13 protein-coding genes and 1 pseudogene are annotated in these 15,576 nt (G+C 54.9%); 6 read left to right on the forward strand and 8 right to left on the reverse strand.

Annotated features, from left to right (window positions below; genetic code table 11):
• Positions 1-397, reverse strand: a pseudogene (locus tag HMPREF1144_RS24160) (sn-glycerol-3-phosphate ABC transporter substrate-binding protein); the annotation flags it as partial.
• A gap of 271 nt (positions 398-668) precedes the next feature.
• Between HMPREF1144_RS24160 and HMPREF1144_RS24165 the strand changes: the two are divergent.
• The 4 genes from HMPREF1144_RS24165 (at position 669) to HMPREF1144_RS24180 (ending at position 5,521) form a co-directional block, all read left to right on the forward strand.
• Entirely contained in the window at positions 669-1,436 is a 768-nt protein-coding gene (locus HMPREF1144_RS24165) for an IclR family transcriptional regulator (RefSeq protein ID WP_009654273.1), read from the forward strand.
• 228 nt (positions 1,437-1,664) lie between these two features.
• Positions 1,665-2,564 (forward strand): dihydrodipicolinate synthase family protein, encoded by a 900-nt coding sequence (locus HMPREF1144_RS24170; RefSeq protein ID WP_009654271.1) that lies wholly within the window; start codon positions 1,665-1,667, stop codon positions 2,562-2,564.
• Positions 2,565-2,581: 17 nt separating this feature from the next.
• The gene (locus tag HMPREF1144_RS24175) at positions 2,582-3,892 is read left to right on the forward strand and encodes an MFS transporter (RefSeq protein WP_009654269.1); all 1,311 of its coding nucleotides are present in this window, start codon (positions 2,582-2,584) and stop codon (positions 3,890-3,892) included.
• A 33-nt stretch (positions 3,893-3,925) separates the two neighbouring features.
• The gene (locus HMPREF1144_RS24180) at positions 3,926-5,521 is read left to right on the forward strand and encodes a UxaA family hydrolase (RefSeq protein ID WP_009654274.1); all 1,596 of its coding nucleotides are present in this window, start codon (positions 3,926-3,928) and stop codon (positions 5,519-5,521) included.
• A gap of 44 nt (positions 5,522-5,565) precedes the next feature.
• Here the strand turns inward: HMPREF1144_RS24180 and livF are convergent, their stop codons facing one another.
• Genes livF through livK form a run of 5 tightly spaced genes read right to left on the reverse strand, consistent with a single transcriptional unit; the run spans position 5,566 to position 10,434 of the window.
• Entirely contained in the window at positions 5,566-6,279 is a 714-nt protein-coding gene (livF, locus tag HMPREF1144_RS24185) for a high-affinity branched-chain amino acid ABC transporter ATP-binding protein LivF (protein ID WP_085955010.1), read from the reverse strand.
• Between the two features lie 17 nt (positions 6,280-6,296).
• A complete protein-coding gene (gene livG, locus HMPREF1144_RS24190) occupies positions 6,297-7,064 on the reverse strand; it encodes a high-affinity branched-chain amino acid ABC transporter ATP-binding protein LivG (protein ID WP_004855045.1) in 768 nt (255 codons plus the stop codon).
• The gene (gene livM / locus HMPREF1144_RS24195; RefSeq protein ID WP_004126168.1) at positions 7,061-8,341 is read right to left on the reverse strand and encodes a branched chain amino acid ABC transporter permease LivM; all 1,281 of its coding nucleotides are present in this window, start codon (positions 8,339-8,341) and stop codon (positions 7,061-7,063) included. The genes livG and livM overlap by 4 nt, the downstream gene beginning before the upstream one ends.
• Positions 8,338-9,264: a high-affinity branched-chain amino acid ABC transporter permease LivH gene (livH, locus tag HMPREF1144_RS24200; RefSeq protein ID WP_004106541.1), complete on the reverse strand. Its 927-nt coding sequence runs from the start codon at positions 9,262-9,264 to the stop codon at positions 8,338-8,340. The genes livM and livH overlap by 4 nt, the downstream gene beginning before the upstream one ends.
• A 60-nt stretch (positions 9,265-9,324) precedes the next feature.
• Positions 9,325-10,434 carry a high-affinity branched-chain amino acid ABC transporter substrate-binding protein LivK gene (livK, locus tag HMPREF1144_RS24205; RefSeq protein ID WP_014227089.1) on the reverse strand — a complete coding sequence of 370 codons (1,110 nt, stop codon included), beginning with the start codon at positions 10,432-10,434 and terminating at the stop codon, positions 9,325-9,327.
• A gap of 420 nt (positions 10,435-10,854) precedes the next feature.
• Here livK and panM point away from each other — a divergent pair, with 420 nt between their 5' ends.
• On the forward strand, positions 10,855-11,241 hold the full coding sequence (gene panM / locus HMPREF1144_RS24210; protein WP_004855057.1) for an aspartate 1-decarboxylase autocleavage activator PanM: 387 nt from the start codon (positions 10,855-10,857) through the stop codon (positions 11,239-11,241).
• A gap of 388 nt (positions 11,242-11,629) precedes the next feature.
• Here the strand turns inward: panM and livJ are convergent, their stop codons facing one another.
• Positions 11,630-12,733 carry a branched chain amino acid ABC transporter substrate-binding protein LivJ gene (livJ, locus tag HMPREF1144_RS24215; protein ID WP_004133032.1) on the reverse strand — a complete coding sequence of 368 codons (1,104 nt, stop codon included), beginning with the start codon at positions 12,731-12,733 and terminating at the stop codon, positions 11,630-11,632.
• 256 nt (positions 12,734-12,989) lie between these two features.
• A complete protein-coding gene (locus tag HMPREF1144_RS24220) occupies positions 12,990-14,234 on the reverse strand; it encodes an aromatic amino acid transport family protein (protein ID WP_042928418.1) in 1,245 nt (414 codons plus the stop codon).
• 73 nt (positions 14,235-14,307) lie between these two features.
• On the opposite strand from HMPREF1144_RS24220, the gene HMPREF1144_RS24225 reads away from it, so the two are divergent.
• Positions 14,308-15,312 (forward strand): IS110-like element IS4321 family transposase, encoded by a 1,005-nt coding sequence (locus HMPREF1144_RS24225; protein ID WP_000427623.1) that lies wholly within the window; start codon positions 14,308-14,310, stop codon positions 15,310-15,312.
• Positions 15,313-15,576 lie beyond the last annotated feature (264 nt).

Below are 15,576 nucleotides of genomic sequence, written 5' to 3' on the forward strand. Positions count from 1 at the left end.
TTTTGGAGTCGGTGTAATAACCGGAGACGGTTGGCACGAACTGCGTTTCATCAAACTGAATGCCCGCATCGCTGAACACCTGATAGACCGGCTTAATCGCCTTCGAGGCCATCATCGTCGCGGTGCCGACCTCATAAACCTGCAGAATAGCCGGCGCGTTGCCGGTACGGAAGGCGGCGATGCCGGCGCTCAGGCTCTGCTCATAGTTGCCTTTATACACCGGAACAATTTTGTAGTCCGGGTTGGCTGCGTTGAAACGTTGCGCCAGTGAATCAACTTCTTTCCCCAACTCCCCTTCCATCGAGTGCCAGAACGGGATAGTGGTTACCGCCAGGGCTTGTCCGGCAAATGCCAGGCTGAGCGCCAGTCCTAAAGCTGTATGTCGTAACGATATCATCGGTTATCTCTCTTGTTGTTCCGGATGCGCGATTTCACGCGTTTTATGTTCGCGGGGGTAACATGACATGCTCGAATGACAGAAAAATAACTATTGCATTACAAAAATATTACAATAAATTGGCAAAAACATGATGAAAGGGTGAAAAAAAAGTGGCAGGGAAATGGCAAAGCGAAAAAGAGAGGCGGCGCAGGCTACAGATAAGCGGGGATCTGTAGTTAAATAGGGGGCGTTAAACAGCACTCTCCGGCGAGCCGTCATAAGGAAAAATATGAAGACGCTTCATAAACCTACCGAACGCGTTTTACTCATTCTGGAAACCTTAGCCAACGCGGACGGAATGACGCTTTCCGAGCTATCGCTCAAAACGGATATTTCGAAGGGAACCATTTTCCCGATCCTCAAATCGCTGCAGTACCGGAAATATATCAGCCACGACGATCGCAACGGCATATATACGCTGGGGATCTCGTGTGCGGTTCTGGCCAGCTCAACGGTGGAAAAAGAGTTCTGGCTGAAAACGATCAATAGCGAAATGCACGCGGTGGTCAATGAATGCAATGAAGTTTGCCAGCTCGGCATTCTGGATGACGCCTGGGTGCTCTATGTTGATAAAGTTCAGGGCGACCAAACCGTGCAGCTGGTCTCTAAGGTAGGGACTCGCCTTCCGGCGATCTGCTCTGCCCTAGGCAAGGCGCTGCTGCATAAGCACCGCGACGAAGAGATCCTCGAGCTCTATCCGCAGGGTTTTCCTTCCGTTACCGCCCGCAGCGTAACGAATATGGCTCAGCTTCGTCAGCAGCTGGAATGGGTCGCCGCCAACGGTTATGCCATGGACGATCGGGAAATCAACGACGATACCATCTGCTTTGCCGTCCCCCTGCAGCAGAAAGGCATTATTCTGGCGGCTATCAGCGTCTCATTGCCCTCTTTCCGCGCCAGCGATGAAAAAACGCAGCAGGTTATTCACGCGTTAAAAGAGGCAAAGGGTCGTATCGAAAGCGTGCTGAATAAGCTGCCTGATATTAAAAATTACTGATTTATTCGCCAGCGGTGCCGTCGGAATTGTGATTACCCACACAATACAGAGATTTAATGATCCGCCGTGACGCCCGTATCTTCTGCGTAATTCCCTATTTATTCATTGCCTTAATCAATTATCCATCCGCCTTTTACGCCATTTGACTTCACGTCGATGGCGTGTTTACTTATGCTTAATCGCAAATACAAACAGTGTTTGTATATACGAACAATAAAGAGGTTGAATATGCAAAGTCGTTACATCACCCCGGCAATAACGGTTTTTGATGAGCAGGGCAGGCTGGATCCTGACGGAAATTTTCGCCTGTACGATTTTATTAAAAACAGCGTATCGGGATTTGTCGTCATGGGCAGTACCGGCGAGTTTTTCTCGCTGGATATGAAAACATCCCGTCAGATAATTCAAATGGCGGCAGAGTTCCCGCGCGAGGGAATAAAGGCCTATGCGGGTACCAGCCGCATGGATATTGACGAGTGCGTAGAGCTGGCAAACTATGCAGATGAGTGCGGGCTGGATGGCGTCATGATTATCAGCCCGTGGTACTTCCGCCTGACTGATGAAGGCATTTATACATTTTATAGCCAGATTGCCCGCCGCACCGCCGCCAAAATATTCATCTATAACTTTCCGGAGCGCACCGGCTATTCCGTCTCGCCGGAGGTCTGTTTACGACTCGCCCGCGAGTTCCCAAACATTGTCGGTCTTAAAGACACCATTCCGGACACCAATCACACGTCGCAGGTGATTCGCCAGGTAAAATCTGAACTACCGTATTTTGACGTCTATGCCGGTTATGACAATAACTTTGCGCACAATGTCCTGGCGGGGGGCGATGGATGTATTGGCGGGTTATCCAATATTTGCCCTGAAATATTCCGCGAGTGGATGCAGGCATTTAACGATAACGATGTGCAGCAAATTTCGCGGTATCAGCAAAAAGTGGATGGGTTAATGGATATTTACGCGGTTAACGATCCGTTCATTCCAACATTTAAAAAAGCGTTACAGCTGCGCGGAATTATTCAGTCCGACCGCTGCACGCCACCGTTTAGCTCGCTCACCACCTGCCAGACCGAAAGTATTCTGCGGATACTTTCCCGCGCTGGTATTGAAATTAATGCCTGACCCCACGCGGAGGTATTATGAAAACCATCACAGCTTATGACAATCCGGCCCTCAATTCCGCGATTACCAAATCATGGAAGCGCCTGGTGCCACTGATGTTTATTTTGTACTTCATCGCCTTTATCGACAGGGTGAACGTGGGATTCGCCAAAGAGGCGATGCAGGTGGATATTGGGCTCTCCAATTCCGCCTTCGCCCTCGGCGCGGGGATCTTTTTCGCCGCCTATGCGCTGTTTGGTATTCCCGCTAACCTGATTCTGAATAAAATCGGCGCGCAAAAATGGTTAAGCATCACCACCGCGCTGTGGGGCGTTCTCTCTGCCCTCACCGGACTGGTGCAGACGGAAACCCAGTTTATTGTTCTGCGCTTTTTACTGGGGTTAGGAGAAGCCGGTTTTTATCCCGGTATTCTGCTGCTGGCCTCAATCTACTTTCCCAATAAAGTTCGCGCCTCCGTCGTCGGTATCTTCGTGCTCGGCGTACCGCTGGCATTAACCTTAGGCTCGCCCATCTCCGGGGCGCTTCTGGAAATGCACGGCTTCCTCGGCAAACCCGGCTGGTTCTGGATGTTCTTTATCGAAGGCATTCCGGCGGTCATCATGGGGATCTTCGCCTGGTTCTGGCTTGATGATACGCCGGCCAAAGCGCGCTTCCTCAACGACGAAGAGAAAAAGGCGCTGATTGCCCAGCTTCAGCAGGAACAGCGGCAGACGGAAACCAGCAGCGTCGGCACCGCCCTGAAAAGCCTGAAAGTCTGGCACCTGGCGCTGATCTACGGCACCATCCAGATCAGCGTTTACGGGCTGATGTTCTTCCTGCCTTCGCAAGTCGCCTCGCTAATGGGCTCCACGCTCGGCTTTAAGGAGTCGCTGGTTGCCGCCATTCCGTGGGCCTGCTCCGCCGTCGGCGTCTATTACATTCCGCGTCTGGCGGACAAAATGCCGGCCCGTCGAGTGCTGATTTCAGTCATCTGTATGCTGGCGGCGGCGCTGGGGCTGTTTGTTTCTGCCTGGTCCGGCCCGGTACTCGCCATTGCCGCGCTCTCGCTGTCGGCCATCGGCTTCCTCTCCGTGCAACCTATCTTCTGGACTTTCCCGGCGCAAATCGTGTCAGGGTCAGCGCTGGCCGCCAGTATCGGCTTTTGCACCACCATGGGCGCATTTTGCAGCTTCCTCGCGCCGCTGATTCGCGTTGAGGTCGATGCCTTCTTCGGCAACGATTCGGCGGGTCTGGTCGCCCTGTCGCTCATCACCGTCTGCTGCGCGCTGCTGATTGCCGCCCTTGCAGGCAGAAAAGCGACAAACGGCGTCGCGGTCCCCCATCACTAAGTCCTGATGCGCTTATAACAAAGGATAATGAACATGCAGACCATCTTAAAAATTGACCCTACCGATAACCTGATCGTTGCGCTGCAGGACTTACGCAAAGAGCAGCGGGTTCACTGGAACGATGAAGCCTACGTTCTGCGTAGCGATGTCAAAACCAAACATAAATTCGCCACCGAGGATATTGCGCCCGGCGATATCGTGTCGCTGTACGGCGTACCGGTCGGCAAAGCGACGCGCCCCATCACCCGCGGCGAAGCCATTACCACTGAGAATATCAAACACTACGCGGCCCCGGTTTCGCTTGACGACGTCGCGCCCTATGACTGGCAGCAGCCGGATGTTTCCGCCTGGCAGCAGCGGACGTTTAAGGGGATCGTGCGCGAAGATGGCCGGGTCGCCACCGCGAACTACTGGCTGGTCATTCCGCTGGTATTCTGTGAAAACCGCAACGTTCAGCGCGTCACCGATGCGCTGAACGACGCCCTCGGCTACGCCAATAACGGCCTGAAAAATTTTGCTCGCCAGGTGACGTCGGCAGGGGCATTAAACGATACCCGGCATCTGCCCTTCCCGCATCTTGACGGCATCCGCTGTATTACCGTCAATTCCGGCTGCGGCGGCGCCACCTCGGACAGCATGACGATGTGCGACGTGCTGGCCGCCTATTCCGATCATCCCAACGTTCTTGGCGTGACGGTCTTTGCCCTCGGCTGTGAAAAAGCGCGGATTGTTGATTTCAACGCCGCGCTGGCGAAGCGCAACCCGAATTTCAACAAACCGATTATTTACTTCAGACAGCAGGACTGGAGTAGCGAAGAAAAAATGATGCAGGATGCGTTGACTGAAACCTATAACGCGATCCGCGAAGCCCCCGTCGCCGAGCGGCAGGACGTCCCGCTCTCCCACCTCAAAATCGGCGTGAAGTGCGGCGCTTCTGACGGGTTCTCGGGGATCAGCGCTAACCCGGCGATGGGCGAAGTGTCGGATCGTCTTGTCGCCCTCGGCGGCGCGTCGGGGCTGGCGGAATTCCCCGAGCTGTGCGGCGCGGAAGGGGATATAGTGCAACGCTGCGCAACCCGCGAGCTGAAAGAGAAGTTTTTGTCGCTGATGAAAAACTATGAGCATGTCGCGAACTTCTTCGGCACCACCATCGCCGATAACCCCAGCCCGGGAAACATTGCCGATGGGCTGATTACTGACGCGATAAAATCTGCCGGCGCGGCGAAAAAGGGCGGCAGAGCGCCGGTAAGCGCAGTATGCGACTATGCCGAACCGATGGGAGAAAGCGGCCTTTCGCTGGTCTGCACGCCGGGCAACGATGTGGACGCGGTAACGGGCCTGGTCGCGGCGGGGTGCAACGTGGTGATCTTCTCAACCGGGTTGGGTACGCCGACGGGGAACCCTATCGTTCCGGTTCTCAAAGTTTCAACTAACACCGCGCTCGCAAAAAAGATGCCGGATATTATCGATTATGACTGCGGGCCGATTATCGAAGGCACGCCGCTGGCGGACATCGCCGACGGCCTGTTTGAGAAAATCATCGCCACTGCCAGTGGGACCTGGCGCACCAAAGCGGATGCGCTCGAACAGTATGATTTTATGCTGTGGAAACGCTCTCTGGAACTGTAGTAGCCAAGTAAAACGCCCGGCATCTGCCGGGCGTTTTGTCTTCACTATCCGCCCAGATAGGCGCTGCGTACCGCTTCATTCGCCAGCAGCGCGTCTCCAGTATCCTCCAGCACCACGTGACCGTTTTCCAGCACGTAGCCGCGGTCGGCCAGCTTCAGCGCCTGATTGGCGTTCTGCTCGACGAGGAAGATGGTCATCCCCTGCTCGCGCAGCTGTTCGATGGTATCGAAGATTTGCTGAATGATAATCGGCGCCAGGCCGAGCGAAGGCTCATCCAGCAGCAGCAGGCGCGGCTGGCTCATCAGCGCGCGCCCGATAGCCAGCATCTGCTGCTCGCCGCCGGACATGGTGCCCGCCCGCTGAACCCGGCGCTCATGCAGGCGCGGAAAAAGCTCATACACCCATTTGATGCGGGACTGGAACTGGTCGCGGTCGGCAAAAAAACCGCCCATCGCCAGGTTCTCTTCCACCGTCATCCGCGAGAAAACGCGGCGCCCTTCCGGCACAATCGCCACCGCTTCGCGCATGATTTTCGCCGTCTGCCAGTCGGTAATATCTTTACCGTCGAAAACCACGCGGCCGCTGGAGGCGCGCGGGTCGCCGCACAGGGTACCCAGCAGAGTCGTTTTTCCCGCGCCGTTGGCGCCAATCAGGGTGACAATCTCTCCCTGATTGATATGCAGACTGACGTTGTGCAGCGCCTGGATTTTGCCGTAATGCGCGCTGACGTTGTCAAAAGATAACATCACTTTTTCCATCTTATGCGTCACCACCATTATGCTTCACCTAAATAGGCGCGGATCACGTCCGGGTTGTTGCGGATCTCTTCCGGCGTACCGTTGGCCAGCGGCGTGCCCTGGTTTACCACGTAAATACGATCGGAAATGCCCATCACCAGCTTCATATCGTGCTCAATCAGCAGGATGGTGGTGTTGTGATGGCTTCGCAGCTCGACGATCAGCTCGTCCAGCTCTTTGGTCTCTTTCGGGTTTAGCCCCGCCGCGGGCTCATCCAGCATCAGGATTTCCGGCTGGGTCACCATACAGCGGGCAATCTCCAGACGGCGCTGGTCGCCGTAGGCCAGGTTACTGGCCTGCCGGTTGGCGTGCTCAAGCAGGCCAATACGTTCAAGCCAGGTCGCGGCGCGGTCCAGCGCTTCACTCTGGGCGCGGCGGAAGGACGGCGTCTTCAGCAGGCCGGAGAAAACCCCGGTTTTCAGCTGCTGATGCTGCGCCACCAGCAGGTTTTCAATCACCGTCATTTCGCGAAACAGACGCACGTGCTGGAACGTTCGCACTACGCCCATGCGGGCAATCTGCTGGCCCGGCAGCCCTTCCAGATGCTGGTCGCGCAGCATAATGGTGCCGCCGGTTGGCTTATAGAAGCCGGTCAGGCAGTTGAAGACGGTGGTTTTGCCCGCGCCGTTAGGGCCGATAAGCGAAACGATTTCCCGCTCGCGCAGCTCCAGCGACACGTTGTTGACCGCCAGCAGGCCGCCAAAACGCATCATCAGACCGTTTACGGATAATAATGGCTGACTCATGCCTGCTCTCCTTCTTTGGCCTGCCCATTTTTCAGCTTCAGCTGCGGACGGGTCATCGGCAGAAGCCCCTGCGGACGCCAGATCATCATCAGTACCATCAGCGCACCCAGCATCAGCATGCTGTATTCATTGAAATCACGCATCAGCTCGCGCGAAACGACCAGCAGAACCGCCGCCAGGATCACCGCGAACTGGGAACCCATACCGCCGAGAACCACAATCGCCAGCACAAAGGCCGACTCGGCGAAGGTAAAGGATTCCGGGCTGACGAAGCCCTGACGGGCGGCGAACAGGGTGCCGGCAAAACCGGCAAACGCGGCGCTGATGGTAAAGGCGGTCAGCTTGATGCGCGTCGGGCTGAGGCCCAGCGAGCGGCAGGCAATCTCATCTTCACGCAGCGCTTCCCACGCGCGGCCCAGCGGCATACGCAGCAGGCGGTTAATCACGAACAGGCTTAACACCACCAGCAGCAGAGCGACCAGGTAGAGGAAAATCACGCGATCGGAGGGATCGTACTTCACGCCGAAGAAGTTGCTGAACGTATCCCAACCGCCTTCGCGGGCGCTGCGGCTAAATTCAAGGCCGAACAGCGTCGGTTTCGGGATCTGGCTAATGCCGTTCGGACCGCCGGTTATTTCGGTGTTGTTGAGCAGCAGGATGCGCACGATTTCACCGAAACCGAGCGTCACAATCGCCAGATAGTCGCCGCGCAGGCGCAGAACCGGGAAGCCAAGCAGGAAGCCCGCCGCCGCCGAAACCAGCCCCGCCAGCGGCAGGCAGGTCCAGAAGCCCAGACCGTAATAGTGGTTCAGCAGCGCGAAGGTATAGGCGCCGATGGCGTAGAAACCGCCGTAGCCCAGCACCAGCAGGCCGGAAAGCCCCACCACCACGTTGAGTCCCAGGCCGAGGATGATATAGATCATCGTCAGGGTAGCGATATCCACCGTCCCGCGCGACACCATAAACGGCCACGCCACGGCGATAACCAGCAGGGCGATCAGGAACAGCTTCTGTTTTACCGTCGAACCGTCGATAGCCGGTAGAATAAACTTCGGCCCGGAGACGTTCTTAATGGTTTTCTGGAAAACAGGACGCAGCAGCTGGAAGAAGAAGACCACTGCGGTACCGATATAGATCCACTGCCAGCGGATATCGGCGGCGGTATCCACCACCAGCTTCGTGCCGTCAAGCTCCAGCTGCACGCCCATAAAGACGCCCGCCAGGATAAAGAACATCACCGCGGACAGCAGCGCCATCGCAAAATGCATCGGTTTCATACTTTTTCTACCTCCGGACGGCCCAGGATACCGGTAGGCATCACCAGCAGAACCAGGATCAGCAGCGCGAAGGAGACCACGTCTTTATATTCCGTACTGAGATAGGCAGAAGAGAGCGCTTCGGCGATACCGAGGATCAGCCCACCGATCATCGCCCCAGGAATGCTGCCGATACCGCCAAGAACCGCAGCGGTGAAGGCCTTCATCCCGGCCATAAAGCCGATGTACGGGTTGATCACGCCGTAGAACTGACCGAGCAGAACGCCGGCAACCGCCGCCATGGCCGCGCCGATAACAAACGTCAGCGCAATTACGCGGTCGGTGTTGATGCCGAGCAGGCTGGCCATTTTCAGGTCTTCAGCGCAGGCGCGGCAGGCGCGCCCCATACGTGAATAGCGGATGAACAGCGTCAGCGCCAGCATAGCGATAAACGTCACGACCCAGATAACCAGCTGCATGGTGGTAATGGTCGCGGAGAAATTGTCGCTGCTGCCCACCGTCCACTGGCCGTTGAACAGGCTCGGCAGCGCGACATCGCGCGAACCTTCCGTCAGGCTGACGTAGTTTTGCAGGAAGATAGACATCCCGATGGCGGAGATCAGCGCAATCAGGCGTTTGGAGCTGCGCACGGGCCGGTAGGCCACGCGTTCGATACTCCAGCCGTAGGCGCTGGCAATGACGATAGCGCCGACGAATCCGGCGGCAACCAGCAGCCAGCTGGTATCAATGCCCATCATCATCAGGGCGGCAATGATCATGAAGGAGACGTAGCTGCCAATCATATAGACCTCGCCGTGGGCGAAGTTGATCATGCCGATAATGCCGTAAACCATGGTATAGCCGATGGCAATCAGCGCGTAGGTGCTTCCCAGCGTGACGCCGTTAAACATCTGCTGCAGAAAATAGAGAAACTGCTCGGACATAAGGTAACCTTTTTCTACCCGCCCGCTTTGCGCGGGCGGTGGGATAACTTGTCTTATGGCTTATTTCGCGAGGGTGGATGACCCGTCCGCGTGCCACTGGAAGACACCAAACTCAAATCCCTTCAAATCGCCTTTTTCGTCCCAATTCAGCGGCCCAATCACGGTTTTCGCGCCGTGAGCTTTCAGATCTTTGATTAAATCCAGCGGCTCCTGGCTTCCGGCCCGGTCCATCGCCTGCGCCAGAGACTGCACGGCGGCGTAGGTGATCCAGACATACGGACCGCTCGGGTCTTTCTTCTCTGCTTTAAGCGCGTCAACGATAGCGCTGTTGGCCGGGTCCTGGTCATAGCGTTTTGGCATCGTCACCAGCATGCCTTCCGCCGCATCGCCCGCGATGTTGGACAGCGACGCGTTACCCACGCCTTCCGGGCCCATAAACACAGTTTTCAGGCCCACGGAGCGCGCCTGGCGCAGCATCTGGCCCATTTCCGGGTAGTAGCCGCCGTAGTAAACGAAGTCTATATTCTCTTTTTTCAGGCGTGCCAGCAGCGCGGAGAAGTCTTTTTCACCGGCGGTAATGCCGTCGAAGAAGACGATATTCGCGCCGCCTTTTTTCAGGCTCTCCTGGACGGAACGCGCCAGGCCTTCGCCGTACTGCTGCTTATCATGAATGATAGCAATACGCTGCGGCTTGACGGTTTCCATGATGTATTTTGCGGCGGTCGGCCCCTGCGAGGAGTCCAGACCGGCGGTACGCATGATGTACTGATAGCCGCGCTGGGTCAGCTCCGGGTTGGTCGCTCCCGGGGAGATCATCAGAATGCCTTCATCTTCATAGATATCGGATGCCGGCTGGGTGGAAGAAGAGCAGAGGTGGCCGATAACGTACTGAATGCCGTCATTGACGATTTTGTTCGCCACCGCAACGGCCTGTTTCGGGTCGCAGGCATCATCGTACTCCACGGCAACCAGCTTATCGCCCTTGATGCCGCCCTGGGCGTTAATATCTTTGATCGCCTGGCGCGCGCCGTTGAATTCCATATCGCCCCACTGGGCTACCGGGCCAGACATCGCGCCTACAACGGCGACCTTAATATCTTTGGCAAAAGCCGCCTGGGACATCGCCAGTGCGACTAACCCCGCGATAACCGTTTTCGCGTTCCTTTTCATGCTGCAGAACCCCGTTCGTGATGTGGTGTAAATATTTTGTATTTTTATGGTTAAAAAGCATTCTGTACTTTTATTAAACAACGCTACTTTTACCATTATCTTTAATGGTTTAGCGAGGTTTTTTGCCTGAATACAGAGTAAAATCTCTATTTTTCAGGCGATTAAGCAAAGATAATATTCTGTATTTGCTGGAAGATAAACAAAAAAAGTCCAGTAAACAGCATAAAATAACGATACATAAGGCGGAATAAAACGCTACATATTAGGTTAAAATTCTGCTTATTTTTCGATCCACGATGAATTGCTCTACCCTCTACCGTCCAGGAAAACGAATCCCCTGATGAACAGGCAAAAAACGGCGCTCCGCCTGGCGGGGAATTTGGATACACTAACGCCTCTGTTTTGACTGGACCCTCGCGTATGAAACTGACCATTATTCGTTTACAGCACTTCAGCGATCAGGATCGCATCGACTTAGGTAAAATCTGGCCGTCGCAGGATCTCGCGGCGCTGGCTCTGGATGAGAGCCATCGTATTTATGCCGCCCGCTTCAATGAGCGCCTGCTGGCCGCGGTTCGCGTAACGCTAAACGGCGTTGAGGGCGAACTCAGCGCGCTGTGCGTGCGTGAAGTGACCCGCCGTCGCGGCGTCGGACAGTATTTAGTGGAAGAGGTGCTAAGGGATAATCCAGAGATCGGCAGCTGGCGCATCGCGGATACCGACGTGGAGGATCGCGGCGTGATGGCGGCCTTTATGCAGGCGCTGGGCTTTAACGCGCAAACCGGCGGTTGGGTAAAAAAGCAATAAATCGGCAAAAGAAGGCTGAACATTCCCGGATTGCGGCGTAACGCCTTACCCGGGCTACCGACTAAAAAAGGCAACGTAAGCCTGTAGCCCGGGTAAACGCAGCGCGACCCGGGAAGAAACCGTACCAATGCATCAACTCCGGCGCATTCCCCGGGTTGCGGCGTAACGCCTTACCCGGGCTACCGACTAAAAAAGGCAACTTACGTTGCCTTTTTGCTTTTACTTTTCTCCTGACCTGTGCGAAGAGGCAAGGATCAACTGATTTAACCAAGAATTTCGCGTTGCAGAAAGGCGTCAAGACCCGAAATCCCCGGGAGCTTACATCAGTAAGTGACCGGGGTTGAGGGGCGCAGACAACGCATCTGCGGCGTGAAAGGCGCAGGTTAAATTATTTGGCGTCGGTCGCCGTACCATTGGCATGCCAGGTAAACACGCCGAACTCGAAGCCCTTCAGATCGCCCTTCTCGTTCCAGGTGAGCGGCCCCATTACGGTGTCGACCGTTGCGCCCTTCAGATATTTAGCGATTTCAGCCGGATCTTCTGACTGATTCAGGCCCGCCTGCAGCGACTGTAGCGCGGCATAGGTGGTCCACACGAACGCGCCGCTTGGATCCTGTTTCTTCGCCTTGATCGCATCCACAATCGGTTTGTTCGCCGGAACCTGGTCGTAGTTCTTCGGCTTGGTGACCAGCATACCTTCCGCAGAAGCGCCCGCGATGTTAGACAGCGACACGTTCGCTACCCCTTCCGGCCCCATAAACTGCGTTTTCAGGCCAGCGGCGCGAGACTGACGCAGGATCTGCCCCATCTCCGGGTGGTAGCCGCCGTAGTAGACGAAATCGATATTCTCTTTCTTCAGACGCGCTACCAGGGTAGAGAAGTCTTTCTCACCGGCGGTGATACCGTCAAAGAACACCACGTTAGCGCCGCCCTTCTTCAGGTTATCCTGTACCGCGCGGGCCAGGCCCTCGCCATACTGCTGTTTGTCGTGGACAATCGCGATGCGCTGCGGCTTCACTTTTTCCAGGATATATTTTGCAGCGGTTGGCCCCTGATCGGAGTCCAGACCGGTGGTGCGCAGAATCAGATGATAGCCGCGAGCCGTCAGCTCCGGCGCGGTGGCGGCCGGGGTAATCATCAGCACGCCTTCATCTTCATAGATATCAGAGGCCGGCTGGGTGGAAGAAGAGCACAGGTGACCGATGACGTACTTGATACCGTCGTTAATCACTTTGTTAGCGACGGCAACCGCTTGTTTCGGGTCACAGGCGTCGTCGTATTTTACCATCTGCAGCTTATTGCCTTTGATACCGCCTTTGGCGTTGATATCGGCAATGGCCTGCTCTGCGCCAGTAAACTCCTGATCGCCGTACTGCGCTACCGGACCGGACATCGCGCCAACGACGGCGACTTTGATATCTTCGGCCATTGCCGTACCGCTCATGATTAAGGCAATACATCCTGCCAGTAACGCTTTACCCTTCATATTCATCCTGAGGCTCCCCATTATTATGGTTTTTGCATTTGTTGTGATGTTGTTTATTAGCGCATTATTCTAATTAGACACATAAGAAAAGCATATGATAGTTAGATTAGGGTCTGCCGCCTGCGCTTTTGCAGCACACTATGCTAAACATACCGTCATTCAGGAGAATTGGAAACGATAAAATTGCGGAGTATGTAACAGATAAGTGACAAATAAAAACCCGCGCCGGAATAAACCGAACGCGGTGGCATGAGCAACGCGACTACCAGCCCGCAGGCAGATAGCCAAAGGCCGAAGCGATGGCGTAGGCGGCGCTGCAAAGATAGAGCAATACGATGAAGATCTGGATTAAGGGATGCGTGATTAGCGCCGGGCAGGTCCAGCCGGGGGAGATGTCACCCTGCCGACGCGAGCCTTTGAGGATCAGGATCGGCATGATAGACAAAATCACCCCGCTAAATACCCCGGCAAAATAGAGCGCGTTCACGAAGGACACCATCCCGCTATAAGCCAGAATAAAAGGCGGGACGGCGACCACTAACAGCACCTTAAAGCGTTTGAACGGCTGCTCGTCGTTACCCAGGCGAAACTGATCGAAAATATTGGTCAGAAAGCTTCCGCCCAGCCCCCAATAGGAGGTCAGCATCGCGCAGAGCGCAAAAAGATTTGCCGAGAAGAAAGCCCACTCGCCGAGCGCCCTGCCCCACGAGATGGTTGCCACATCAGAAATATTATCCAGCCCACTTAATGCAATCACCGAAAGCGGAACCAGCGCCAGCAGGCAAAAGGTTAATAACATCCCCACCATAATGGCCTTCGGCAGCTTCTCCGGTTTATCGGCGAACCCGCGCGCCATTTCCGGCACGATATACTGCGCGGAGAAGCAGAACGCGACCACATTAAACACTGGCACCATATACAGCCAGTTACCTTCAAGTAAATAACTCACGCTCGCGGTTTCTTTCAGCAACGTCGCGGCAACCAAAATGGTTATCATAACGACCATGCCGATACTGATGAATTTCTCACCCCGGCCAATCGCCTTCAGGCCAAGATAAAGCACCCCGGCCGCCGGAATAAAAAACAGCGCGCTGCCCAGGGCCGGCGAGATGCCGAATAACGAATGCAGGAGTTTACCGCTGCCGGTCATATAAGCCGTCAGCGCGCCGACGCTGTTAACGCAAACGGAGAGGAACATCATCAGCGCGCCAAAGCGGCCGACGTAGCGCTGCGACAGGCCGCTAAGCTGCAGATGCTTACGCGTGCGCAGCGTCGATTCCGCCACGTAGAGCATGGTGATGGTCGTCAGGCTACCGACAACAACGAGCCAAAACAGCAGCGGCAGAAAGCCCGCTTTGCTGGAGGCGTAGGCGATGGATAGCACCCCAGCGCCGATATTGGTGCCGACGATCATCGACACGCCTTCAATGAAACTGAGGGATTTTGCAGGTACAGCGGTACGCTCCCGGCTCGTCAGGGCCGGAGAAAAGGTGGAGTTGTCAGACATAATATTTAATGAGATGGTCACTCCCTCCTTCCCGGTACTATGCTGAGGACAGGCTTTCATTCGGAGAACTATCATGGAAAACATTGCGCTCATTGGTATCGATCTGGGTAAAAACTCTTTCCATATTCATTGCCAGGATCGTCGCGGGAAGGCTGTTTACCGTAAAAAATTTACCCGGCCAAAGTTGATCGAATTTTTGGCGACATGCCCCGCTACAACCATCGCAATGGAAGCCTGTGGCGGTTCTCACTTTATGGCACGCAAGTTGGAAGAGTTGGGGCATTCCCCAAAGCTGATATCACCACAATTTGTCCGCCCGTTCGTTAAAAGCAATAAAAACGACTTTGTCGACGCCGAAGCTATTTGTGAAGCTGCATCGCGTCCGTCTATGCGTTTTGTGCAGCCCAGAACGGAATCTCAGCAGGCAATGCGGGCTCTGCATCGTGTCCGTGAATCCCTGGTTCAGGATAAGGTAAAAACAACCAATCAAATGCATGCTTTTCTGCTGGAATTTGGCATTAGCGTTCCCCGAGGAGCTGCCGTTATTAGCCGACTGAGTACCATTCTTGAGGATAATAGTTTGCCTCTTTACCTCAGCCAGTTATTGCTGAAATTACAACAGCATTATCACTATCTTGTTGAGCAGATTAAAGATTTGGAATCCCAGTTGAAACGAAAGTTGGACGAAGATGAGGTTGGACAGCGCTTGCTGAGCATTCCCTGCGTCGGAACACTGACAGCGAGTACTATTTCAACTGAGATTGGCGACGGGAAGCAGTACGCCAGCAGCCGTGACTTTGCGGCGGCAACAGGGCTTGTACCTCGGCAGTACAGCACGGGAGGTAGGACGACATTGCTGGGAATTAGTAAGCGAGGTAATAAAAAGATCCGAACTTTGTTGGTTCAATGTGCCAGGGTATTCATACAAAAACTGGAACACCAGTCTGGCAAATTGGCCGATTGGGTCAGGGATTTACTGTGCCGGAAAAGCAACTTTGTCGTCACTTGTGCTCTGGCAAACAAGCTGGCCAGAATAGCCTGGGCCCTAACGGCACGACAGCAAACTTATGTAGCATAACGGCAGAAATACACCGGTTTAAAGAATTACTGATCTGGTTTTGCGAATACTGATATTGATGATACTAACGGCCCACCGGCCTGTTGAGGAACCTGTAAAACGGAAAGGCTCATTGAAGCCGTATATTTTCTGGAGGTTCATCAGGCGCGGAACTCATCAAGGCGCGGGAATAAAATCCCATTCAGACGCCGGATAGATTCAAGCAAGCCAACTTGTCGTCAAAATCGGTGTTGCAAAAACGGGAGTGACCATAGATTCCGTTTT

Origin of the sequence: Klebsiella sp. OBRC7 (assembly GCF_000293135.1) — a bacterium.
Taxonomy (GTDB): domain Bacteria; phylum Pseudomonadota; class Gammaproteobacteria; order Enterobacterales; family Enterobacteriaceae; genus Klebsiella; species Klebsiella michiganensis.